Here is a 24,380-nt window from a genome sequence, read left to right as displayed (position 1 = left end):
ATAAATTTTTATATTGAATCCTTATGTATTGATAAGGAGATCAACCAGAACTGTACTTAGTAAAGTTCATTTATGTTCTTTGTAACGAACTTACAATGTGAGTATAGCCCATAAGTCTTATATTTGAAAAATCCCAAAATCAGTCATTTTTTCTTAATAAAGAACGTATATCGTTCGTTTTCTCGTAATATCTCTTATTTCCTTACTATTTTATTATTTTATTAAGAACAATAAGTTCCTTATAATGAACGTGTAAGTATTCAAATTAACGAAGGAGAAGGAAGATGATCGGTTCGAGGATTAAAGAATTACGAAGGCAGAAAAGTCTCACGATTACAGAGCTTGCAAAACGCGCTGGAGTTTCAAAGTCATATTTAAGCTATATTGAACGAGATGTACAAAAAAATCCTTCTATTCAATTCTTAACTAAGATTTCAAAGCCACTCGATACAAATATTGAATTTTTATTAGGAGAAGAAAGAACGATTCCTCATTCTAATGAACCACTTGATCAAGAGTGGACCAAGCTCTTAAAAAATGCAATTGATGACGGATTAAGCAAAGAGGACTTCAGAGAGTTTCAAAACTATATAAAATTTAGCAACTGGAAAAATGGTCACATAAAAAACAAAGGAGGGAATAATATTGATAACGTGACAAAAAAATGTTGAATTTAGATTCCGAGTAATAAAAGTATATAACAATGGAAATAGTGAAGATGTAACATGTCGAATGATTTGGTTTAACTATTTATAACAGATGAGAGGAGAGAGTGTGAAATCAATGAAAAAAGGAATAGTGATAACTGGTATAATCGTTGTACTTTGTTTAGGCTCCACACAATTAATACCCGTATTAGCAAGTGAAGATACAGATATTGACGTCAAACAAGAACGCGAGGTTTTAGTACCTTCTGATGATACTAGAGTGAAGGACTCAAGTATGAACGAACAGGAAAATGAAACTACCGAAGAAACAACAACTTCAGATTCCACGAGTGATCTTCGTAGCCAAGCTAGGGAGAGTGAACAATTTGATAATTATACAAACAATCTAGCAAAGGATTTAGGTATTAAAACTGAAGGTAAGGATTCAGAGGAAATTCAAGCCGAAATTCGTTCTATAATGCTCCAAGAGAAGGCTAAAGAAGCGGGAATTAAAGTTGAAGGTAAATCAGAGGAAGCCCTTATAACAGAACTTAAAGAAACGTATAGGGAGAAACCCGAGTTAATAAAGCCTTCCTCTAATAAATACGAAGAACTACGAATGAAACCAGATTCTAGGAGAAAGCAAATTCTCGAAACAGCAAAATCACATGGCATTGAAACTGAAGGCAATGAATTTGATGCTGTTGTTGAAGAACTAAAGACAGTTTTGTTAAAAGAAAAAGGAGAATAATGTTGAAAAAACCTTGAAAGGAACAATCCTTCCAAGGTTTTTTCATTTAATCCGTCTTCTCCAACGCTGATATTACTAACCCTCTTTCATTCTCCTGGGCTTTATACGTAATGTTGTTCAGCGTTGCGGTTCCGTTGATTTTTTTATCCTTGTCACGAAGGAGTCCCAATTTATATGTTACTTTTCCAATATCCTCTTCTTTGACTGCCTCTTCTGTGTTTGTGACGGCAACCAATAAGAAGAATGCAGCAATTGTGTCTTCATATTTATCTAACGTAGTGCTGAGGTTGTCTGATTCAACGTCTTTTTTCACGATTGATAAACGAACGACTTCATTTGTTGTTTCATTTACGATTCCTTCAAGAATCATTCCGTTGTTGACATCGTGTTTGAATTCTCCATTTCTTACATTCAATTGTTCAATTTTATCGGAATCTTTCATTTCTGTTTGAGCTTCGTTCCAATTTTTAACGAGGTCTTCTGTTGTAAAGCCTAAAGAGCCCAGATCCATGATTTGTTCGTCGGCTTGTTGAATTTTGGTTGCTTTTGGATCTTCTTTTTTCTCTTGTTCTTTCGCCTTGTCGTCTCCTTTACAACTGACAAGCAATAATGAACTAAGTAGCAAAATCGCAAAAATAAAAATTCGTTTCCGCATGATTTTCCTCCTACCAGCTAACTTTTCACATAAAGTTAATATGCACGTAGAATGTCCAAATCATGCAGAATGATCAAACAAAAAAAGCGATCCGATATAAGATCGCTTTTTATTCATATTCCTCTGTTTTACTAATCATTACCCTTACAACATACACTTCATCGTTTTCTTTTACTGTGTTTTCAATAACATCCTCATCCAAGCCAACTCTGATGCCTTTAGAGCCATTCTTCACAATTAGCGCAAGTGCTTGGGGCTTTTCTGCTTCAATATGTATTTTGTCATTGAGTTGAGATTGAGCAGTGCCGATTGATGTATCAACTTCCATAACTGGTGACTGCAACGTGGTAGAACCTGTGCCATCGGTCATCGATAACGTCCACTGGGCATATGTAGTGTCATCCATGTTAAAATTCATTTTGGCAGCAGACAACGTCATATCTTCGTTAGTTGCGGTTGCCCCTCGTACGATATCTTCTTGTTTTTCTCCATTTTTAAAATGCTCTACCCAAACATGAATCATCTTTATATCTTCGTTTTTTATGTTAAGGTCGTACATTAAAAGTGTATCGAACCCGAGTGAACTAATGATTTGCGAATTTCTCTCATTTTGTTTGACCGGAGTCAGCACACCATCTGCTTTCTTAGCAGGATTGTTTTCATTTCTACAGCCGATCAGAGCAAGTAAAAAAAGAAATCCAATCGACATTTTAAATAGCCTGCACACTAGCACTCCCCCTTTTTTCTCATAATACCATAGCTTTCCATTAAACTGCATAAATTTTCCTAATGCAGGGAATTCCTAAAGTAAAAGTGAGGTGCTGTATGTGCTGCGTAAAATATTGATTGGCTGTAGTTTTTGTTTGTTATTAACTCCAACTGTTTTTATCGACAATGATTCTGCAGCTTTTTCAGCTGAGCAAAAAAAGCCAGTCCCAGAGTATGCAAAATGGGGAAAACTTGCGATGGAGGAGACACAGAAACGTTATCCTTCCGCTCAAATTGTTGATTATTTACATGTTGGTAGACATAAGAAAAACGGAATGTATGTTGAACGTTTCAAACTTTGGCTGAAGCAGGATAATCGTGAATTCGGTGTTTTTGTAAATATCACGTTTGAACCAGAGACTGAACGAGTAAAAAATATTACCGTTGTGGAAACAGACCGATAGTGCTTTTACATATAATCCATCAATTATGTGAAAAATACGAGGTAAAGGAGGTGTGAATGCCGTGACTAACTTTATTATGAAATTAATTTTATTACCTTTAATTGTAGCCATTTGTTCTGGCATTTTCGATAGTGTTGATTTAGTTGCATGGTATCAGCCAATTGGTATTGGTGTACTGTTAGCCATTCTTGGTTATTTTATGGAGAAAGCGATGCTAAGAAGAGATACTACGGTGATGACAGATATTGCCGATTTTGTAACTGCAGCCCTTGTAGTATATTTTCTTTCCTTGTTCTACGATGGTGCGAGAGTCACCCTTTGGGGCGCAATCTTAACAGCCCTTGTTATTACATTAGTTGAGATAGCTATCCACCGTTGGTTAGTAAGGTCAGATAGAACCGAGAGATCCCATGCTTGAGTTGCATAAAAAAGAGAGGTGCATATCTATTTCTGCACCTCTTCTCTATTTACCCACCTATATAAGACATTTCAATTTTCTTACGTTTCTTCGCAGTTTCCTCTGTTCGTTCATCAGAGTACCGATCACGTCTTACTTGCCATATCGACTTAAGAGTTTCATCAATCTCACTTTCGGATGCATCTGATCGAATTAATGATCTTAAATCATGGCCAGCCGTTGCAAATAGGCATGTATACAGCTTTCCATCTGCCGATATTCGTGCTCGGGTGCAACTTGAGCAGAAGGACTCTGTAACAGATGAAATGAAACCAATCTCCACATCTGTACCTACGTAACGATATCTCTTCGCTACTTCTCCAAAATAATCCGCATCGACAGGTTCTAATGGCATTTCACTATGGATTAAGTCATGGATCGCTTTCTTCGAAACGACTTGATCAAAATTCCAACCGTTTGTCGTTCCAACATCCATAAATTCGATGAAACGAAGCGTGATTCCTTTATCTTTAAAATACCGCGCCATTGGTAGAATCTGCGAGTCATTTTTTCCTTTTCGGACAACCATATTCATTTTCACATGAAGTCCTGCTTCTTGTGCTGCTTCAATTCCCGCTAATACTGGCTTCACTCCAACGGAACGACCATTCATTCCTTTAAAAATATCGTTATCCATCGCATCAAGGCTAACATTCACACGCTGCAGGCCCGCTTCTTTCAATTGCTTTGCATATTTCGGTAAGAATATGCCATTTGTCGTGAGGGCAATATCTTCAATACCTTCTATATGAGTTAAACGCTCAACTAGTTCATGGACATTTTTTCGAATTAACGGTTCTCCACCAGTTAAGCGAATCTTTTGCACACCAAGTTTGACAAAGCTTCGTGTCAACGTTTCTATTTCAGAATAGGATAATAATTCGCCTTGCCTTAAGAATTGATAATCATCCCCAAAGATTTCTTTAGGCATACAATACGAACAACGGAAATTGCATTGATCTGTGACAGAAATGCGCAAATCACGTAGAGGTCGATTCAATTGATCAACAATTTTTTCATTTTTTGTAGTCATTTAACCTGTCACTCCTACCTTTAAATAAAGGTTCAAAAAGGCGGATGAAAGGGACCGCGTCGACAAAAACGCCACGGCCTCATGTCTTGTCGACACTAGCACATCCTGTGCGTCGAAAGTTCAAGGTGGCGCTGCTTTGAGTACCGGAGCGAGGCAACTGCTTGAGTTAACTCCCTCGCAGCCTTGCGCTGAGGAATTTACATCTTGAATAATCTAGTAGACGCAAGCGCATAACCAGGTAATTCACAATGTACATGGAGCAGTTTACGCAGAATTTCGACGTGTCATTTTCACCGGACTTTTTGAACATCCTATCTTTACAAGTACCTATTACTCTATCATACTAACAAATTCTTGTGAATAGAAACGATAATCCATGAAATCCGGTTTGCGAAATAATTTTCAAAATGTAGACAAACGCCCACGACTTCTAGCCTATGGTTACATATCCATGTTAGTGAGGCAAGAATAAGGAGCAATTCTAGCCCAATCACGGTAGAAAGAAATATCCCGTGCCCGAAGTGGGAGAATAATAACAGGAGGTAATTAGATGGGACCATATAGAAGACCATATGGATTTGGCAGACAGGAACGGTTTTTTTGGGGAGCACCTTTGGTAGGTGGATTAGTTGGAGGACTTGTTGGGAGTACCCTTCTTAATCCGTATTTCTACGGCGGATATCCATATTATCGTCCACCGTATTACCCATACTACCCGTATGGCGGCGGTTTCTGGTATTAATTAGTAATACGTAAGGCGTCTGTCCGACAAGCATAAGAGTAGCTGGCAGAAGGTGGCTTTTTACCTTTCGTTTGCGATTGGCTTTGACAAGAGTGCCGATGACGCCTGAAGCTATTTGTAAAAAAAGAGCTGACACATATGCTGTCAGCTCTCTTCTTTTTTGTTTCTTTTGAACATAAGGGAAACAGCGAGCGGCATGATTCCAAACCAGCGATTGGTTAATGGTGGTTGTTCTTCCTTACGCTGCTTGCGTGTCGCCTTACGCACTTCTTTTGGCTGGTCTAAAGTCTTGACTATTTGTTGGGTCACAAACTTCACATAATCGTTTGTAGACATAATAACACCTGCCTTATTCAAGCTTCAGTGATATTATTATTTCCATTTTTTTGCGAATGTAACCACGACACTATGTCGTCGACAACTTCGTCTAGATTTTTATCGGTTGTGTCAATCTTATAATGTGCCTCATTGTAAAAAGGCATTCGCTCACGATATAGTTTTCTTGTATTTTCCTTTTTCTCTGAATCAAACAATGGTCGAGATGGGTCAAACTGAACACGTTCAAAAATTTGCTCAATGTCACAATATAAGAAAATGACGTGACCATTTTGCATCATCCACTGACGATTTTCCTCTTGAATGACAATTCCTCCACCGGTTGTGATTACCATATCATTTGTTGGTATTTCTTTTAGAAATGAGCGTTCATAGCCTCGAAAGGTTTGCTCACCTTCTTGTGAAAAAATATCAACAATTCTTTTTCCTATCTTTTCTTCAATAAATTGATCCGTATCAACAACCGGCATATTTAAGACTTGCCCAAGCTTTTGTCCGATTGTTGTTTTTCCTGCTCCCATAAATCCTGTTAAATAAACGGCTTTCATTTCTCTACTCTCCTAAAAATGCGGCTATATACGTCCACTCGATTTTTATAAATTATAACAAAAACATCCATGTTTGTCTTAACGTAATTCAATCCAAGAATCTATCACTTTCTTCTCATAATCATATACAAAGCGCGCACTATATTTGCGCTGTTCCTTTGTCGTGCAAGAGATGGTAATTTGAGATGTTGTGGTCGTTAACGGCACAACAGTATACGATATTGTTCCGTTTGGAAAGTCGAGAAAACCAGTTTCTCCGGTGCTTTCTACATCCTCCTTTAATGTATCCTGTATTTCCCCAACTCCTAGTTGCATTAGGTTCTCCAATATGAATATCTCCTCTGTTTCCTTTGAAAAATCTTTTTCCGTCATATACGCATTTACTTGAAACGTAAACACAAGAAAAAATAAAAAAGAAATCGCAATTGTAACCGGAAGAATAAAACCTTGTTCATTTTTCATGCTTCCTTAACCTCCACTGTTGTGAATGCGGAAATAACGGCTTGATACGTTTTCCCATCTACTGTTACCACTGAAATTAAAAAACCATTTGTTTTCGACTCAAATGTCACACCAGTTATTTGCTGAAGCAACACCTCATGACCTTTTCCGTTTACCCTTCTTCTTATTTTGTCATTGTATTTTTCGAAACTCACTAACTCACCAGACGGATTTTTAAAGAACACTGAAGTATTTTTTGATACGGTTATTTCACTTGCTTCACGGACTTCCATTTTCATTTGTTGAATTAATATTTGCCATTCGAGTTTATTGAACTGATCATTATTATCTCGGAACACTACACTAAGGAAAGGTGAAATAAATGAAAGAATGACTAGCAGAATTGAAAAAGTTACTAACATCTCAACTAAAGTAAAACCCTTGTCATTACTCACCATTTAGGTATCCACATCTTTCGTACGTTTTGGAAAGCTTGTCCTCCCATGTTATACAAAGCTCCCATTTTTGCAACTCCTCATTAAATGTCTTTGAAAACAGATAGGTAACCCCGTTTTTTATGATCCTATCTAGATCTGATTCATCCCCGTTGTACTCCTTATTGAGCTCCTCTGATAATAATTGTCTCCCCATATTATAGATATCGGTGTTTTTTCGTTCTGTCATGATAAGCAATAGCTGGGGAAGGAGTGTTGCACAAAGCATAAGCCAAATCGAGACTGCAAGGAGCATCTCAATTAATGTAAAGCCTCGCTTATTCCTTACTAACATAAAACCTACCCTTTCCCAACAAGAACGTTACAGTGTATTTGTTATCCTTATACAAAAACAAGATCTCCCCCGAACGCTGTATATTCCCATTACTTGTAAATACCAACCTCGACCCCAGTGTAGTGATAATGATTCGAATCGCTGGGTCAATCTTTCGAACCAATATCACATCATTCGTTTTTGCACTGCTAAGCTCGTAATATGAGCCGCTTACACTGAAATAAAGCCTTGTTGACTCATTATGGCTGATTGCATATTGTTGGCTGTAAAAAATATCATTTTGCAGCTGTTCCAAAAAATGATCTATCTTCTTTGATTCATGTAGTGGTCTTAGCTGCAGAAGACTTATCGAGGATATGACAATCACAATTGATAGGACAATTAGAGCCTCGATTAAGGTAAAACCTTTATGGTTGAGTAGAGGCTGTATTTTCAACTTGTGTAACTTTTCCGTTTCCATCAATTGTAATGGTGTCACCATTTGGACAAGCTGGGATGCCATTTTTAAGATATTTATCATCTGTTAAATCTTGTTCTGTTGGGGGCTTGTCATTTTCCAACTCATACGCCTGCACCTGCGCTTCAACCATTTTCACTAGTGCATCACACCCTTTATCCTTAATAACTGAATTATGCTTCGTCACATTGGGCACAGTTATCAAAAGCAATATCGATACAACTAATAACACAATTAACATTTCCACAAGGGTAAACCCCTTTTGATTTTTCAGTTTCATCAACATCTACCTTTCTATATTCCATTTAATAGTTGAAACATTGGTACCATGATGGCTGCGTACATCAACATGATGATAATTCCGATGGTCGCAAAAAGTATTGGTTGGACGACTGCTAATAATCTTGTAACGTTTTCCTCGGCTTTTTCCATTACATATTGGCTATAATGCTGGAGTTCACTAGCTAAATTTCCGTTAGATTGGCCATGTAAAATAATCATCGCTAAATCTGCCTCGTAATATTCTCGCACCCTCAAAATGTCTTCGAATCGATTCCCCGCTCGTAGAAGCTGTTTCATTTCTTTTGCTTCCTCTCGAAAAAATGGCGAGTGGCGCTGCTGTTCAAACATCGTTAACGCTTGAAAAATCGATAATCCACCTTTTAATAAGTTACTAAGTTGCACGGAAAAGAAATGGGAATTAAACATAACCGTTACTTTTTTTAATATGGGAATCTTTAAGAGTAGCTTCATTTTTTCAACTGGGGTAAGTTTTTGAAAATGAAGAAAATAGTACGTGAGGCCAATAATCAGTAGCAAACCGACAATGAGGAGTAAATATCGGTTTAGCTCAGGGAGCCTTAATAAAGTTTTAGAAATCAATGTCTGTTCATAACTCATCGAGGTAAACAAGCTTTGAAATTGCGGTAAAAGGATTTTTTCAATCATGGTAAACATGAATCCAACAAACATTAACAAAGCGAGTGGATAACGTATTATTTTTTTTCCTTTTTCAAAATGTACAATCTTCTTCTGCAACATTGTACTTCCTTCACGGAGGGCAAATGAAATATCGCCATGCTGCTCGGCAAAGTACAAGTAACCAAGAATATCCTTATGAAATCCCACCTTGCTAAAGGCAGTATATAAGGATTCACCCTGTTTACAGCTTTCAATGATGACTTCAATGTCCCTGTTGTGCTTTTTTGGCAACTGGAACAAAAGGAATTGTGAGGCTTGTTCAAAGGAATAGCCTTGATCAAGAAGATTACCGATTCTACTCAAATATAATGATTGTTCCTTTAAGGTCCAATTCTTATTTCTTTTCCTTGATATCATTGACAACCCATCTTTCTAGCGCATCCGGATATAAGTATCCAAGAGCAATTCCTTTCTTAATGACATCCCTTAATTTTTCGTAGCGGTATTCTGCTTTGTTACCCCTCGCTTCCTTCATTACTTCATTCAGGGCATGTCCGTTTAAAAGCTCGTACACCCCCACTCGTCTTACTTTTCGATACTTTTTACATTGCGGGGAGCATTTCCCTTCACAATACGGACATTTGAGATCAACCAGCCTTTGTGCTGCGATTGCTATTAATGTTTGCTCAATTTCCTGCAAGGACACATCAAATTCTAATAGCCTATAAATCGCACCTTTTGTATCTCTTGTATGCATCGTTGTTAAAACCAAATGACCTGTCATTGCCGCTCGAACAGCAATCTTCGCGGTTTCTGAATCCCTTATTTCACCCACCATGATAATATCGGGATCATGACGCAAAATGGCCTTCAATCCATGAGCATATGTGATTCCGGCTTTTTCATTCACCTGAACCTGAAGAACATCTTCACTTTGTTTTTCAATAGGATCTTCTAATGTAATGATATTTCGGTTGAAAAGCTTCTTCGTTGCGTGTAGTAAGGAATAGAGGGTGGTTGTTTTGCCTGATCCTGTTGGTCCAGTAAAAATAATTAACCCGTGTGAATGCTTCAGAAGTGAAAGAAGTTTTGTTGTCATTGTTGGAAAAAGCGATAGATTTGCAAGAGAATAGGTTGGTGTTTCAGGTAGGATACGTATGACTAGACTTTCGTTGTAGGGTGTGGGTAGTGTAGACAATCGAAGATTAATGTTAATACCTTTTAGATTTAGGGTTATTGCACCGTTTTGTGGTCTTCTCCTTTCTCCAATATCCATTCCAGCAAGGAATTTATAATGGGAAATTAACCGTTCGCAGACATCCTTTGGAATCGTTTGCTTATTGAACAATTCACTATCGAGTCTGTATTGGACAACGGCATCATTGATTTTCGGAACAAAATGGATGTCGGATACATTCATTGACCAAGCATCCTCGATCAATAGGTCACCAAGCTGTTCGATTTCACTCAAATAATTCACTCCTTTTCGAACTCTTATTTTTATTTTTTCTCTTGCAGGTAACATATTTCAACAAATATCTACAAACTCCTTCTTTTTATAAAAAAATATTTGTGAACTTTATTTGAACATGGGGACTTCAATAAAAAATAAAAATACAACCCCTGCCATTAGGGTTGTATTTTGGTGGAAATTTGAATCTATTATTAGGAGGAATCAATACATTGTATGTCCGGTACCTGCGAGTTATGCCAATTCACTTGAAAAATATGTTCGATTATTTATGAACTTTTACCTACAAGTGATATAAATCACTTATTGATGGTAATTAACTGTACTATAATTGGGGTATCATTAGGGTCGCAAGGAGTGAAGACGGTGGAACAAACACTGAAAATAACAAACGTTTTAGCAGATCCAACCCGTTATTATATTTACCAATATATTATTAAACAAAATAAAGATGTTACCGTTCAAGAAATTGCAGAAGAATTTGAAATTCATCCGAATGTAGCAAGGCTTCATCTAACAAAGCTTGAAGATGTCAATATGCTTGTTTCAGAAGCAAAGAAAACTGGAAAAGGTGGCAGACCTAGTCGTCTTTATCGACTATCGGATGATCACATTCAAATTAATTTCCCGTTTCGGGATTATCAACTGCTTTCAAAAATTGCCATAGAAACGATGGCTACACTTGGGGACGTGGGAAAACAAGCACTTGAACTAACAGGCAGAAGGTTCGGAGAGGAACTAGTGAACCATCAAATCCCAGTTTCAATCCATGAGCTTACCTTTGATCAGAAGCTTGATATTTTAAAAAAGGCATCCACAGTTGCGGGTTTTTATCCAGATTTAGACCATAATAAAGATAAGACAAAAATCTTTTTAAAGATTAATAATTGTCCATTCAGAGAAATTGCTCAAGAAAACTTCGAAGCCGTTTGTGGAATGCATCATGCATTTCTAAGAGGAATGTTTGATTTACTCTTTGAAGACGTGGTACTAGAGGAATCCGAAAATATCATTCTTGGTTGTAATTCCTGCAGTTATCACGCAATTGTCGCAAAGTGATGTTTACATTTGTGCAATCGTTACATTATAATAATAAAAGTGATGTTAAATCATGTCTAAGGGGGGGAAATATACATATGGAACGTATGTACCGAGTTTTAGGTTTTTGGACAGGTATATTTGCAGTAATGTTCTACGTTGGTAGTATGGATGTTCTAGCACTAATTTTCTTTGCACAAACCGGATTTTTCGTCCTTTTAAGCTATTTAAAATTGTCTGAAAGAATGTACATTTACGTGTTTGGTGCATATTTAACTGTTTTCTTCTGTGCCTTCTCTTACTACACCACATTTATGATGCCACTTGGTGGAGGTCACTAAAAAAAAGCGATGGAGACATCGCTTTTTTATTTTCCTTGGAAGATATTTTCCCAAGATACTTTTACATTTTTTTGCTGTATGAGAACATGAAAGGATGCACTCATTCCACTATCCATTATAAGAGAACGAATCGCTCTGTTTTGTTTACTTTTTTCTGAAAAGGGGTTAGGGTCAAAATTATCCTGTAAAAACGTAAGAATCCCCGCCTCTAATAAAAATTCATCCTGTCTACATTTCTTCACGAATTCAAGTCCTAGCTTAGAACTATATGTAACAAGCGTGTCAAAATGAATATGGGTTGTTAAATCCATTTCCCCTGGGTGCAAAAGTGGGTTATGTATTAATTGATGATTGTAGTACCCCCTAAGACTCCCCCTTATTCTCGCTGTTTCTTTCCATTCAGCATTCGTATACCCATAATCAACCGTAAAAACAATAGCATTCCCTAGAAAACTAGTTAGTTCTTCTAAGTAGGAAAGCATTTGAAGTGGAATTTCAAATCTTTGTCCATTCGTCAGTACGATTTTGTTAGCATCTAAGTATTTATTAATTTGTTCATCCGTAAGTGGTACAAGAATTTCGGTTAATTGCTCTTCCTCTGTAAGAGTGATCTTCACCTCATAAATAGTATTATCGTTTTTCTCAATCACTCTCACCGGAAAAGCATCAAATAATTCATTTGAAAACACTATTCCATGAAAAACTGGGAAATCTCTTTTTGCTTCATCAAGACTCTGATACTGAATCACTTTTTTGTCTACAGGTAGAATGTCTCGCTGCAAACGTTGATGGTACGGACTTGTTTCTATCATTATATAGGTTATTTTTTGATAGGTTTCAATAAAAGAATCTTGTAATTCGTCAAGAACAGCCTTTGCAAATCTACCATTTCCACCACCTATTTCACAGATATATGGTGGAATTTTTTCGAGAGCAATAAGCTTATGAAAGAGGGTTGCAAACAGTTTGCCAAAAACATTGGAGATATTACTGCTCGTGATGAAATCCCCTTTTTTCCCAACCTTTACTTGGTCTTTCTTGTAATAGCCTTTATTTTCATGATATAACACAGTATTCATATACTGTTCATATGTAATCTGTTTGTTTAAAGATGATTGAATGGCATCTTTTAATATGTCTAGCATATGCTCACCTTTTAGAGGATGTTCAAAAAGTCGTCCGAAAATGACACATTGAATTTCTGGGTAAACTGCTCCAAGTACATTGTGAATAACCTGGTTATGCGCTTGCGTCTACTAGATTATTCAAGATGTACATTCCTCAGCGCAAGGCTGCAAGGAAGTTAACTCAAGCAGTTGCCTCGCTCCGGTACTCGGGAGCTCGCACCGCCTTGAAATTTCGACACGCACATGATGTGCTAGTGTTGACAAGACATGAGGCCGTGGCGTTGTCGACGCGGTCCTTTTCATCCTTCTTTTGAACATTTATTTTTACTATTTTTCACCATTGACACAGTGTTTATATTATTATATTGTAAATTTAGTAGCTTACAATATCCCTCCCATTATACGGATATATAAGTATTGGCTTATGCCAAATTTGACATTAGGAAGGAATTCTTAATGTTAAAAACATCCCCCAGAAAAGGTCTGACTCTACCGGAGTTAGACCTTTTCTGTGTTTTAGTGTTTAAAACCCATTTAAGAACGGGTTTGAGTCCATTTCAGCTTCAATCGTTGTTTCAGGTCCATGCCCAGATAGGACAATTGTTTCTTCTGGTAATGTGAGAAGCTTTTTATGAATACTGCTAAGTAGTTGTTCATGGCTTCCACCTGGTAGGTCAGTTCTCCCGATGCTGCCTTGGAATAAGGCATCTCCTGAAAAAACTACTCCAAGTTCTTGGTAATAATACGAAACACTTCCCGGTGAATGGCCTGGAGTATAATACAGTTCTAAATGAAAGTCACTTATTTCAATACTTCCTTCTTTAGGAAGTATTGTTGGTTCTGCTTTTGATAAGATTTCTTGCCCAGGAATAAAATATGCTGAACCATTTAAAGCAGGATCTTTCAGCCAATTCTTCTCTTTCTCGTGAATATACACAGGAACATCCCAATTAGCTTTTACATCATCAATCGCACCTATATGATCGAAATGAGCATGTGTTAAAAGAACCGCAACTGGGATAAGTCCCTGTTGCCTTAATATCGTATTTAATCTTTGTCCATCCCCACCGGGATCAAAGATGAGGCACTTCTTGTTTGAATTGGTCAAAATGTACGCGTTTGTTTGTAAGGGTCCTAACGGAATCCTTTGCCACTTCATACCTTTCCCTCCGATGCTTTTTAATCTATCCTTTATTCTACACTATCAATTGAAAACGAAAAAGCACTTAAACAATTGCACTTAAGGTTTTGACTAAAAGGTAATTTGTCTTGAAAGTGTCACTTTTTCCTCCTCGACAAATACGTATAAAACGATTAGAATATAGATTGAATCTATCTATTTCTTTACATAAAGGGTTTTCAGCCTTTTTCGAGCAACATTTTTCATGAGTTGAATGATGGGATGTTGTAAATTTTCATGCTATGGGGAAAAATAGTAATGAATATTTAAAAGTAAAGGCGCACTTTTAAGTGTAACATTGATTATAGCAAGGGGGTAAGTCACATGGGTCTAATGATTATCTTTTCACTAGTTGTAATTTTAGCTGCATTTGGTATTATACGTTCTTTACGCGATAAGAACCTTTTAGCCTTATTATTCTCTACAGGAATCTTTTTAGTATTAGGCTGGTTCACAATCATGACAATCTGGAAACATGGTTTCCCAACTGCTCACTAATAACAAATGCGCAATCGCCTTGAAATAGGAACATCGACTAACTACAGCCACGTCCTGTGGCAAACGTCGATGTCGCACTTCCTGTGAAAGCCCGACCAGAACAAGACGACCAGCGAGAAGGTTGATTATTGACCTTATCGATGGAGGGCTTGTGGCCTCGGCCTCGAAGGGCTAGGCGATGAAGCTGGACGAAAATAAAAAAGATTTAAAAGCCATCAGATACGATGGCTTTTTTCATTTCCCTTAATTTGCTACAAGGTCTGTTATTTTTTTTGTCCTCATATCAATAATCTTCTCAAATTGAAAACCATATAAACATAAGAAACCATTTGGAGAAAAGTTAAGGGGTTGATCATCTACTTTTTCAAGGATAACCTCTTCTTTCCTTGTACTGATGTCGTAGGAAACCAATTCGAATTTTTCTCCGTACGTATCAAATGCTCCATTTGAATATGGTTGAAACGAGTAGAATTTCTTTTGTTCGACGGCATAATCGGCTGAAGGAATATACCATTTTGAATAGTCACTTAAGAGTGGCATTTTAAATTCATATAGCTTTTTATTCTGTTCAGGGTGGTAAAGGCCAACCTTTGCAAATGCCTCCTCCCCTTGAATTAATTCATATGTAACAAGTAGATTTTTAAAAGTAACGAACGAAATAATATCCTCAAATAAGAGTCCTTCTGTTTTTGTATCTAAATGATACGAATAAAGTGGTGCAAAGTAATCTAATTCGTTTTGGTCCCATTTTAAATATGAAATTGTATTGGGACTAACCCATTGAATAAAAGGCTGAAAGACCTCAAATTTCGTTTTTTCCTCGGACTGAATGTCCACCAAATGGGTTTGAAACGACCAATCCTCTAAAAACGTTGTTACAAATACCTCACTTGGATGATAAGGATTCCAGCTGTAAAACAAATCAAAGGAATTGATTTCCCATTCAAATTGCACGTTTCCTTCTTTGTTTACCACCATTAACTTCGCCATATTTTGAGAATCTGATGTATGTATTAAAAACATGGAATGGTCCTCATTTGCCTTCATTGTCAGCACAGGGGCAGAGGTTTGGAGGAACAGCTCCTTTTTACCAGTGAACAAGTGATACTTATATATTGTTGAAATACCATTATCATCGGTAACATAGAGGATGCTTTCATCATCATACCATTCACCTACACTATTGAATTCTTCCCCGCTAAGATCAAGCGGCTTTACCTCTTGATTTTCTCCAAAGAATTCTGCAGGTACAGGACCTTTTGTAACATTCTTATTCCTACTGTTTGGCGCATCACTTGAATCAAAATGTTGATGAGAATTACAGCCAGCTAGTAGAAAAAGTAACATAAAAAAGAATATTAAATTTCTCATCAACTCAAAAATCACCTCTTTAGCATCTAAAATAGAGTTCCACGTTCTATTGTTCCCTTAACAGATAATACGATTATGCACGTTAAAAAGTTTCAGCGCAAGGAAAAAAGCCGGCCTTTTCACCGACTTTTCTAGAGAACGTTTTCACATATACAAGGAGGCTAAAAATGCTCCGAGAGTCTCCTGATAAATTTCATCAAATTGAGAAAGTGGGAGTGGATTAACACCTTCCCCCAATTCGAAAGTAAACCCTGGTTTCTTCCATTCTTGAATAAACCAATCCTTATATCCTGCATGGCTATCTATCGTTCGAACTGCTCTATATCCACTAACCCTTGAAAATTCATTCACAAGGGTACCAGACTCTAATGGCTCTAACCCCTCATATCCCCAATAAATAACCTCTCCTTGTGTATGGAAGGCTAATACACGATTATAGTTTGCATCTCTTGTTAGTTTCTCAATGGCGATTACTTCTGGCTCAGTTAATGGAGCATCGCCTGGGTAATCACGAGGTGCGGGCGACTTTGGTTCCTTTCTTTCTTTTTCAACCTCCCAATTTGCTGGAAATTGGTTATTTAAATCAATACCGCGAATATTTGCTTTCCAGTCTCTAAAATCAAAACTTTCATTGTTAATTTTTACAACTTCATCTTTATATGGTTTCTGTTCAGGAGGACCATTAAGCACCAAATTAACACCATCTGGATTCACCATAGGAACTATTGATAAGAGTGTTTCCAAATATAATGGCTCGACATAAAACCCTCTAATCGGAGCCATATTTGTTAAACCCAGTAAATAATCATTTATAAAGGTCATAATGACATTTGTTGTAATCCATTCATTTGCATGAAACGACCCATTCCAATGAACCCTCTTTTCTCCTCTACCAATTCGAAGCTCAAGCAGATCATTACCTAATACACTTTTACCAATAGACCGGGTTTGAAGAAATGGATAAATCGTCTTTAATTGCTCAATATCACTCACCATATCAGCAAAATCGTATTCCCTATTTCCATTTACGATTGGTCGAACCACTCTTTCTGGAATCAGAATCATTTGGCCAACCTGTATATTTTCGGCTGTTATCCCTGGATTCACTAAAAATAAAGCATCTGCCATAAGTGTCCGAGATTTCGCCAACTTCCATAACGTATCATCTTGAACAACCTTATGCTGTTTTAAAAGAAAACCGGGAATCTTTACTTCTGCTCCAACCTGCAAATTATTTATATTCAAATGTAGATTTGAGTCAATTAATAAATGAATAGGGATAGCAAACAATTGACTGTAATACCAGAAAGTGTCTCCTGGACGGACAATGACCTTCACACCTAATACCTCCTTGTTATCCTCTCCTACCATTTTATGAGCGATAGGATGTACTTCATGCCATCGGAAAAGCCTTGACCCTCATTTGGGCCAAGGCTTTTATTTACTTATTCTTTAAACTCTTCAGGGACTGGTTCATGATAAGATGTTCCATTATAGAAACGGAGTAGGTCTCCATAGACAATCTCATCTGAATAATCCAATTCTAGCCCTGCTTTTTCCATGTAAGGCTCACAATAGCTAATTTCTGTCTCTTCACCTGATTCTTTATCATAACAAGTATTCTTCGTAAATACATGCTTATCTGTGATAAAGCTTCCATCACGTAAGACAGTCAATGGTATTTTTTCTTCAGAAAATAAATCACTACCGAAATGAACGTCATTACGTATATCCATTCCAAGGAGATTTAAAATGGTTGGTTTTAAATCTATTTGTCCAGATACAGTTGAAATTACTTGTGGATTCTTATCTGTCACTCCGGGAATGTGAATAATTAATGGTACCTTTTGCAGTTGAATTGAATCAAATGGTGTGATTTCTTCTTTCCCTAGAAACTGTGCCATCGCTTTATTATGGTTTTCAGAAATTCCATAGTGATCCCCATAAAGAACAAATATGGTATTTTCATACATTCCTTCTTCTTTAAGTCGTTCGATAAAGATTTTGATGGACTCATCCATATAGCGAACTGTTGGAAAATAACGGTTCAATGTTCTTGAGTTTGAATTAAATTCATTTACCATTTTGTCCTCTTCACCAAGTTCAAAAGGGAAATGGTTTGTTAATGTAATAAATTTTGAGTAATACGGCTGTGGCTGTGACTTTAATAAGTCAATGGATTGTTCAAAGAAATTTATATCCTTTAAGCCCCATCCAATTGAATTTTCCTCTGTAACCTCATAACTTTCAAGATCAAAAAATTCATCATACCCGAGAGAATCATACATGATATCGCGATTCCAGAAAGTCTTGTTATTCGCATGAAAGACTGATGAAAAATATCCATAGTCCTTAATAAATTCAGGAGTTGCTGTAAATTCATTATTAGCATGGGTAAAGAAAACGGCTCCGCGTCCAAGTGGATATAATGAATTTTCCAATAAAAACTCTGAATCTGATGTCTTTCCTTGACCTGTTTGATGATAAAAATTGTCAAAGTAATAACTTTCTTTTATAAAATCATTTAGGAATGGCGTAATTTCTTCCCCATCAATGGTTTCATTAATGACGAAGTTTTGAAGTGATTCCATTGAAATTACGACGACATTCTTTCCTTGTGCAATACCAAATTTATCGCTTGGTTCCTTTTGATTTGCTTTTAAATAGTTTTCGATTCCAATAAATGAACTGCTGTCGGCCAAAGCTCGTTGGGCGGAAGATTTTGATTGTAGGACAATATCATAAATTTGATAGTTGTATGTCCCGATATTCTTCACTAACATTTCACGATCAAAGGTTCTTGTCAATAACTGTGGTCTCTGAGCTTCTGCTAATCCAAGATTAAAAAAGAAGATAGCTGCAACAAGGATGAAATAGGATCTTCTTTCCTTTTTCGTGATAACTTCAGCAGCAGTAAAACTTGGTTTATATTTATTGATCAAAATTAGAATAACTACATCAATGAAAAGGAGTGGATCTGTTGCCTTTAAATTTCCTGTAATACTGGTTCCTAAATCCCCCATGTTACTTGTTTGAAAAAGAACAGGAAGAGTCAAAAAGTCATTGAAGAATCTGTAAAATACAACATTCGCAAATAACACAAATGAAGATAGTAAACTAGCAAATATAATGAACTTAGTACGATGCTTATCCTTAATAAAGAAAGAAATACCAAAGAACAGCAACAAAAAACTCAATGGGTTTATCAGTAAAATAAACTCTTGCATCAAGTTTTCTATTTTTATATCAAAGCTAGTTTTATATACGATGTATGTTTTTATCCAAAGCATAAATGCAGCTAAAAAGATGAACTTTGATTTGGATAAAGTTGATGACTTAATCATCAATATACCTCCTTGTTTTCAAGACCACGGAGCACCAAAGATTAATGTTCTTACTTCCATTTTTAGGTAATTTAGAAAAATCTAAAGATAATCTTAATACTTTTTTGACTAAAAATCAATCATCTAAACAACTAAATTTTATAGAATCATATAGATGTACATTATGTATATACATATAAGACGATTAGTTGACTAGAAAGTTTCATAGTAACCAAAAGTAACAATCTTTTAAATATTCTAACAAAAATGTAAAAAAAGAGATTTCATTGTGAAATCTCTTTTTCCTATTTATTGGTTGTTTTTAGCCAAATAAGCTGCACCTATTACACCCGCATCGTTTCCTAATGTGGCAATGGCTATTTCAGCAGCTTCGGCTACCCTTGAAAAAGCAAAACGCTTAAACTGCTTTCTTAATGGAAGCAGTAATTGCTCACCTGCTTTTGAGACACCGCCACCAATAACGATTTTTTCTGGGTTTAGTCCATTAGCGACATGACTTAAAGCTAAGCCAAGGTGAAATGTTACATTGTCAATGATTTCCTGGGCTAGATGGTCCCCTTTGCCTGCTGCATCAAAAACATCCTTTGAGGTGACTTTTCCAGTTTGTTCAAATTGTTCTCGAAGAACACTTGAGTCGTTTCCACCCTGAAGGGCCTCAGTTGCCAAACGTGCGATACCAGTAGCAGATGCTATTGTTTCGATACAGCCCGTTTTTCCACAGCCACATAAAGCACCACCATCAACCAAGGAAGTGATATGGCCAATTTCTCCACCTGCCCCATTGGCTCCTCGAACTACATGACCATTAGAGATAATGCCTCCACCGACACCTGTTCCTAACGTTACACAAAGTAAGTCCTTTGCGCCTGCACCTGCACCCTTCCACATTTCACCGATAGCAGCAACGTTTGCATCGTTATCGATAACTGCCGGCAACCCAATTTTTTCTTCAAGCTCTGCTTTTAGAGGATACATCTCTCTCCATCCGAGATTGGTTGCTTTATAGATAACGCCGTCTTCAAAATGAACTGGCCCAGGGGCACCCATTCCTACACCAGCGAATTGTTCTTTTGAAAGCTTAAGTTCTACCATTTTTGCTTCAATTGCTTTTGCAATATCCGGGATAATTTTTGCTCCAGATTTATCCGTTGGAATTTCCCATTTTGTAACAATTTCACCTTCTTGTGTGATAAAGGCAAGTTTGACAGTTGTACCACCTAAATCGATACCAATTAATAATTTTTCCATATCGTCCATTCCTTTATTTGTTTTTCGCTCTTTTTTCGGTTTCCCGGACAATTTCTTGGCGGAGTAGAAAAATAGCTGATTGATAATCCTTTGTTTCAATGAGCTGTGAATTGTAAAGCTCTTGTATTTCAGTTTCCATTAATTCCAGGTCAGCAACTCTGTCACCAACATAAATGATCGTGCCAAATTTTTTTAGAAATTGTTGAATATCATAAATTGTTTTCACTTTCTCACCTTCTGCATTCCACAATATATACTAGCTTATTTAAAAAAATAGAAACACGCAAGTCTTTCTCATGAAAGTCCATAAAAATGTAAAAGGAGTGCTTCCTTTTAAAAAGAGCACTCCTAAAGAAATTTATTTATCTGGGTCTTTTGGATGTAATATTTTCGGTCTATTTCTTTTTAATGGAATAGGAGCACGGAATAAAACATCCTTAAATCCTTTGAAGGAAAATGGAATAAACGGCCATAAATATGGAACATTAAATGATTTCATTCGTGCTAAGTAGAGAATCCATAGTGTAATTCCTACGACAAATCCAATTACTCCAAATATGCTGGTCGTTAATAAGAAAAATAGTCTGGCTAAGCGGTTCGCAAGGCTCATCTCATAGCTTGGTGTTGAGAAGGTTCCTATGGCTGCAATTGCAAGGTACAAAATAACCTCATTTGTAAATAAACCAACTTCAACTGCCACCTGTCCGATCAACATGGCTGCGACAAGCCCTAGTGCCGTTGCAAGGGCAGTTGGAGTGTGAATGGCTGCCATTCTCAACAGATCGATTCCAATTTCAATTAAAAAGAACTGTAATATTAATGGTAATCTGCCATCATCATTTGGACCAATAAATTTAAGATTATCTGGCAATAGCTCAGGATGAACAGCAAACAAATACCATAATGGTAACAAAAACAGTGATGCCCATACACCAAAATAGCGAACCAAGCGCAAGTATAGCCCAGTTACGGGGCTGTTACGATATTCCTCGGCATGCTGCATATGATGCCAAAATGTGGTTGGGGTGATAAGAACACTTGGTGAACCATCAACCATGATGATAATATGACCCTCGAATAGATGTGCAGCTGCGGTATCTGGCCTTTCCGTATATCTTACAACCGGATATGGATTATAATGTCGTCCTGATATATATTCCTCAATGGTCTTTTCACCCATTGGCAAACCATCAGTATCAATCTTTGAAATGGCATCTTTAACTTCTTTAACGTGATCAGGATCAGCAATATCTTCAATATAACTGATCACGATATCTGTCTTTGAACGTCTTCCCACCTGCATATATTCCATCCGGAGGGATTTATCCCGAACTCTTCTTCTCGTTAATGCAGTATTAAAGACAACCGTCTCGACGTAGCCATCCCTTGACCCTCTTACAACTCGTTCTGTGTCAGGTTCCTCAGGCCCCCTTACAGGATAGGTTCTAGCATCTATTAAAATAACCTTATCAATGCCTTCTATGACTAGAGCAGTTGGACCCGCAAGGACCATGTCAACAACCTTATCTAGGTCGTCTGTGCTTTCCACTTCTACATATGGAATATACGTCTTCAGTAGTTTTTCTAATCCATCTATTTTTAAAGTACTCTCGTCTTGTTTAGCAAGAAACTTTTGCAATAAATGCAAAATATCATCTTTAATAAGGCCATCAATTAAAAACATTGACATGTCTTTGCCGGCATATTCGACATCAATTTGGATTACATCAAAGCTTTTGTCAACACCAAGGGCTTCTTTTAAATAACTTCGATTTTCTTCTAAATTCGATGAGACCGGATGTTTTGGCTCTTTATTTTCATTTCCCATGAGTATCACTCCAATCACACAAAAGACCTCTAGTTTGCTTTCGTAGGCTACTAATCCATCTTTGACGTAAAATTGGAAAATAATACTTATTCAGGACAAATATAGAAAAGTGCCTCATTTGAGACACTTTACATTGAATCTTCCATGTTATTTATTTCATTGATAAGGTCTTGATAGTTTTCATTTTCCGGGTCAATTTCAACAGCCTGTTCCGCTGCATTTTTTGCATTTTCAAATTCTTGCAACTGAACATATATAAGAGCTAGATTATAATGTGCTTCTGAGATATCTGGTGCCTTTTGAGTGACGATTTGTAAATGATCCCGAGCATCTTCAAGTTTTCCAAGCTTAATTTCAGTATAAGAAAGATAAAAGTAAACTTCTGGTGTGTCAGTTCCATTTTCCTCTGCACTCTTAAGCATCTCATACGCCTTATGAATCTCATTCGCTTGTATATATTCCTGAGCTGTTTGCACGACAAATCGTGGGTTATCAGAGTGTGGCTGAATCACATATCCTACATAAATAAGTGTACCTACAGTCGCCAATGTTACGACAAGCCCACCTACTCGTTTCGCAAATTCTTTACGTTTTGGCAAATGAACAATACTCGCTGCTAAAAATCCCCCAACCAAGCCTCCAATATGCCCTGAATTATCAATACCCGGAATCATAAATCCAAGGACAAGGTTTATGATAATAATACCAATTACATTTGGGCCCATCGTTCTAAAAAACAAAGACGGATAAGCAGCACCAAAAAATAATAATGCACCAAAGCATCCAAAAATAGCCCCAGAAGCCCCAGCAGAAATATTTGCGTTAAAAACAAAGCTTGCAAGACTTCCTATAAAACCGGCAAAAACATAAATCCATAAAAACCTTATTTTCCCGTATAGTCGCTCTACCTCTGATCCCAAATAATACAACGCAAAGGTATTCATTAGGAGATGAAGAAATCCAATATGTAAAATCATTGGCGTGAAAAAACGCCACCATTCACCATTTAAAATGCGGAAGTTTTCCTTTGCCCCGTATTTAAGCAAGGTTTCTGTGTTTGTACTTCCACCATTAAATTCTAAAATGGCAAACATAACTAATTGTATCGCAATCAGAATATATGTAAAAAAAGGTTTTCCATTTTGGAAAATTTGTTTTTCACTCGATATTCGTTTATTCGCAACCTTAATAACCTCATGCTTAATATTCTCAACTGTTTCAAGATCGATATAAATAGAGTCATCGATTGTAAATTCGGTATGAACTAGTGTTGAGATTTCCCTTAGTCCTGTTTCTTTATGTTCAGAATTAATTAAAACAGTTCGTAATGTAGTTAAGCCTTTTGCACCTGCATGAAGTGGTTGTTCTAACCGAAATCTCCAGTCATCAACTGGTGGGTATGTCGTGATGTAAATATTAAGAGCTTTTAATTTCCGGGCAAATAGACGTTTTCTAAGCTGTTCCAATCGCTGAGCGGTGAGCTCCATATCCCGCTGCATCCAATTGCTCCAATCTAAATCATGACGCAGAATGCGAATTATTCTTGGCTTGTTCTTCTGCATCGTTTCTAACCAAATTTCATTATTTGATTTAGATAGTTGGAGAATACGATAACCGCCTTCTTCCTGAAGCCCCTGTATGATTTTCCAAAAAAGATAATCTTGCTTGAACACCTTATCCCCCCCTCTTCCAATGGGTATTATATTTATTATAAACGTTTTTCTATTTCCGTTACCAAATTTCTGTTTCGAAATTGAAAAAACCTGTTGAAAGTTAATCAACAGGTTCACTTTATTCAGCAAAGCTCAACATTATCAGTAATGAAGTTAGAAGTATAGTCGTTCTAACTACGACTGAATAAAGTTAAACTTCCGGCAGACGCCACAGATTTTTTAAAGGTTCTTTTCGAGCATAGGATCAAAGACTAAGAACGCCACTTCCTGTGGCAACGTCTATGTGACCCAACTCATGTAAGCCTAAAAACC

Annotated in this window: 29 protein-coding genes; 8 read left to right on the top strand and 21 right to left on the bottom strand. The window is 36.9% G+C overall.

Annotation, left to right across the window (positions count from 1 at the left end; translation table 11 throughout):
- Positions 1-284: 284 nt before the first annotated feature.
- Together NST91_RS09210 and NST91_RS09205 are read left to right on the top strand one after the other, a co-directional pair.
- Positions 285-671, top strand: coding sequence for a helix-turn-helix domain-containing protein (locus NST91_RS09210; RefSeq protein WP_341330892.1), 387 nt, complete (start codon positions 285-287; stop codon positions 669-671).
- 103 nt (positions 672-774) lie between these two features.
- Positions 775-1,398, top strand: a complete 624-nt coding sequence (locus tag NST91_RS09205; RefSeq protein WP_341330891.1) for a hypothetical protein — start codon at positions 775-777, stop codon at positions 1,396-1,398.
- A 46-nt stretch (positions 1,399-1,444) separates the two neighbouring features.
- On the opposite strand, the gene NST91_RS09200 is transcribed toward NST91_RS09205, so the two are convergent.
- Positions 1,445-2,053, bottom strand: a complete 609-nt coding sequence (locus NST91_RS09200; RefSeq protein WP_341330890.1) for a ligand-gated ion channel — start codon at positions 2,051-2,053, stop codon at positions 1,445-1,447.
- 109 nt (positions 2,054-2,162) lie between these two features.
- On the bottom strand, positions 2,163-2,780 hold the full coding sequence (locus NST91_RS09195; protein WP_341330889.1) for a YgaN family protein: 618 nt from the start codon (positions 2,778-2,780) through the stop codon (positions 2,163-2,165).
- Positions 2,781-2,880: 100 nt separating this feature from the next.
- On the opposite strand from NST91_RS09195, the gene NST91_RS09190 reads away from it, so the two are divergent.
- Positions 2,881-3,225, top strand: coding sequence for a YqzG/YhdC family protein (locus tag NST91_RS09190; protein WP_341330888.1), 345 nt, complete (start codon positions 2,881-2,883; stop codon positions 3,223-3,225).
- 61 nt (positions 3,226-3,286) lie between these two features.
- Complete coding sequence (locus NST91_RS09185) at positions 3,287-3,643, top strand: DUF2512 family protein (protein ID WP_341330887.1); 357 nt, start codon at positions 3,287-3,289, stop codon at positions 3,641-3,643.
- A 49-nt stretch (positions 3,644-3,692) separates the two neighbouring features.
- Here NST91_RS09185 and moaA read toward each other — a convergent pair whose 3' ends face one another.
- Positions 3,693-4,715 carry a GTP 3',8-cyclase MoaA gene (gene moaA, locus NST91_RS09180; RefSeq protein ID WP_341330886.1) on the bottom strand — a complete coding sequence of 341 codons (1,023 nt, stop codon included), beginning with the start codon at positions 4,713-4,715 and terminating at the stop codon, positions 3,693-3,695.
- Between the two features lie 550 nt (positions 4,716-5,265).
- On the opposite strand from moaA, the gene ymaG reads away from it, so the two are divergent.
- Positions 5,266-5,457 carry an inner spore coat protein YmaG gene (gene ymaG, locus NST91_RS09175; RefSeq protein WP_341330885.1) on the top strand — a complete coding sequence of 64 codons (192 nt, stop codon included), beginning with the start codon at positions 5,266-5,268 and terminating at the stop codon, positions 5,455-5,457.
- 144 nt (positions 5,458-5,601) lie between these two features.
- On the opposite strand, the gene NST91_RS09170 is transcribed toward ymaG, so the two are convergent.
- The 9 genes from NST91_RS09170 to comGA form a co-directional block, all read right to left on the bottom strand.
- A complete protein-coding gene (locus NST91_RS09170) occupies positions 5,602-5,793 on the bottom strand; it encodes a YqzE family protein (protein ID WP_121447186.1) in 192 nt (63 codons plus the stop codon).
- Between the two features lie 17 nt (positions 5,794-5,810).
- Positions 5,811-6,341: a shikimate kinase gene (locus NST91_RS09165; RefSeq protein WP_341330884.1), complete on the bottom strand. Its 531-nt coding sequence runs from the start codon at positions 6,339-6,341 to the stop codon at positions 5,811-5,813.
- 78 nt (positions 6,342-6,419) lie between these two features.
- A complete protein-coding gene (gene comGG, locus NST91_RS09160) occupies positions 6,420-6,803 on the bottom strand; it encodes a competence type IV pilus minor pilin ComGG (RefSeq protein WP_341330883.1) in 384 nt (127 codons plus the stop codon).
- Positions 6,800-7,237, bottom strand: a complete 438-nt coding sequence (comGF, locus tag NST91_RS09155) for a competence type IV pilus minor pilin ComGF (protein ID WP_341330882.1) — start codon at positions 7,235-7,237, stop codon at positions 6,800-6,802. Before comGF ends, comGG begins: the two co-directional genes overlap by 4 nt.
- A complete protein-coding gene (locus NST91_RS09150; protein ID WP_341330881.1) occupies positions 7,230-7,571 on the bottom strand; it encodes a prepilin-type N-terminal cleavage/methylation domain-containing protein in 342 nt (113 codons plus the stop codon). Before NST91_RS09150 ends, comGF begins: the two co-directional genes overlap by 8 nt.
- A complete protein-coding gene (gene comGD, locus NST91_RS09145; protein WP_341330880.1) occupies positions 7,555-8,007 on the bottom strand; it encodes a competence type IV pilus minor pilin ComGD in 453 nt (150 codons plus the stop codon). The genes NST91_RS09150 and comGD overlap by 17 nt, the downstream gene beginning before the upstream one ends.
- Positions 7,979-8,308, bottom strand: a complete 330-nt coding sequence (gene comGC / locus NST91_RS09140) for a competence type IV pilus major pilin ComGC (protein WP_341330879.1) — start codon at positions 8,306-8,308, stop codon at positions 7,979-7,981. Before comGC ends, comGD begins: the two co-directional genes overlap by 29 nt.
- Positions 8,309-8,322: 14 nt before the next feature.
- On the bottom strand, positions 8,323-9,366 hold the full coding sequence (gene comGB, locus NST91_RS09135; RefSeq protein ID WP_341330878.1) for a competence type IV pilus assembly protein ComGB: 1,044 nt from the start codon (positions 9,364-9,366) through the stop codon (positions 8,323-8,325).
- On the bottom strand, positions 9,344-10,420 hold the full coding sequence (gene comGA / locus NST91_RS09130) for a competence type IV pilus ATPase ComGA (RefSeq protein ID WP_341330877.1): 1,077 nt from the start codon (positions 10,418-10,420) through the stop codon (positions 9,344-9,346). Before comGA ends, comGB begins: the two co-directional genes overlap by 23 nt.
- 366 nt (positions 10,421-10,786) lie before the next feature.
- On the opposite strand from comGA, the gene NST91_RS09125 reads away from it, so the two are divergent.
- Positions 10,787-11,479: a helix-turn-helix domain-containing protein gene (locus NST91_RS09125; RefSeq protein ID WP_121447195.1), complete on the top strand. Its 693-nt coding sequence runs from the start codon at positions 10,787-10,789 to the stop codon at positions 11,477-11,479.
- A gap of 77 nt (positions 11,480-11,556) precedes the next feature.
- Positions 11,557-11,799: a DUF2626 family protein gene (locus NST91_RS09120; protein WP_121447196.1), complete on the top strand. Its 243-nt coding sequence runs from the start codon at positions 11,557-11,559 to the stop codon at positions 11,797-11,799.
- A gap of 26 nt (positions 11,800-11,825) precedes the next feature.
- Here NST91_RS09120 and NST91_RS09115 read toward each other — a convergent pair whose 3' ends face one another.
- Positions 11,826-12,944, bottom strand: a complete 1,119-nt coding sequence (locus tag NST91_RS09115; RefSeq protein WP_341330876.1) for a class I SAM-dependent methyltransferase — start codon at positions 12,942-12,944, stop codon at positions 11,826-11,828.
- 505 nt (positions 12,945-13,449) lie between these two features.
- Complete coding sequence (locus NST91_RS09110) at positions 13,450-14,085, bottom strand: MBL fold metallo-hydrolase (RefSeq protein ID WP_341330875.1); 636 nt, start codon at positions 14,083-14,085, stop codon at positions 13,450-13,452.
- Positions 14,086-14,430: 345 nt separating this feature from the next.
- On the opposite strand from NST91_RS09110, the gene NST91_RS09105 reads away from it, so the two are divergent.
- The gene (locus NST91_RS09105; protein ID WP_121447199.1) at positions 14,431-14,604 is read left to right on the top strand and encodes a DUF2759 family protein; all 174 of its coding nucleotides are present in this window, start codon (positions 14,431-14,433) and stop codon (positions 14,602-14,604) included.
- A 243-nt stretch (positions 14,605-14,847) separates the two neighbouring features.
- Here the strand turns inward: NST91_RS09105 and NST91_RS09100 are convergent, their stop codons facing one another.
- The 7 genes from NST91_RS09100 to NST91_RS09070 form a co-directional block, all read right to left on the bottom strand.
- Positions 14,848-15,975 carry a YqgU-like beta propeller domain-containing protein gene (locus tag NST91_RS09100; RefSeq protein ID WP_341330874.1) on the bottom strand — a complete coding sequence of 376 codons (1,128 nt, stop codon included), beginning with the start codon at positions 15,973-15,975 and terminating at the stop codon, positions 14,848-14,850.
- Positions 15,976-16,119: 144 nt separating this feature from the next.
- Complete coding sequence (locus NST91_RS09095; protein WP_341330873.1) at positions 16,120-17,313, bottom strand: M14 family metallopeptidase; 1,194 nt, start codon at positions 17,311-17,313, stop codon at positions 16,120-16,122.
- A gap of 107 nt (positions 17,314-17,420) precedes the next feature.
- Positions 17,421-19,316: an LTA synthase family protein gene (locus tag NST91_RS09090; protein ID WP_341333518.1), complete on the bottom strand. Its 1,896-nt coding sequence runs from the start codon at positions 19,314-19,316 to the stop codon at positions 17,421-17,423.
- 291 nt (positions 19,317-19,607) lie between these two features.
- A complete protein-coding gene (locus tag NST91_RS09085; protein ID WP_341330872.1) occupies positions 19,608-20,567 on the bottom strand; it encodes an ROK family glucokinase in 960 nt (319 codons plus the stop codon).
- A 13-nt stretch (positions 20,568-20,580) separates the two neighbouring features.
- A complete protein-coding gene (locus NST91_RS09080) occupies positions 20,581-20,793 on the bottom strand; it encodes a YqgQ family protein (protein WP_121447204.1) in 213 nt (70 codons plus the stop codon).
- A 132-nt stretch (positions 20,794-20,925) separates the two neighbouring features.
- Entirely contained in the window at positions 20,926-22,395 is a 1,470-nt protein-coding gene (locus NST91_RS09075) for a spore germination protein (protein WP_121447205.1), read from the bottom strand.
- 128 nt (positions 22,396-22,523) lie between these two features.
- Positions 22,524-24,068 carry a rhomboid family intramembrane serine protease gene (locus tag NST91_RS09070; RefSeq protein WP_341330871.1) on the bottom strand — a complete coding sequence of 515 codons (1,545 nt, stop codon included), beginning with the start codon at positions 24,066-24,068 and terminating at the stop codon, positions 22,524-22,526.
- Positions 24,069-24,380: the final 312 nt, after the last annotated feature.

Origin of the sequence: Ferdinandcohnia sp. FSL W7-1320 (assembly GCF_038050315.1) — a bacterium.
Lineage (GTDB): Bacteria > Bacillota > Bacilli > Bacillales > Bacillaceae_L > Ferdinandcohnia > Ferdinandcohnia aciditolerans.
The sequence above is the reverse complement of the archived record's forward strand: the minus strand, read 5'-3'. Positions and strand labels throughout refer to the sequence as shown.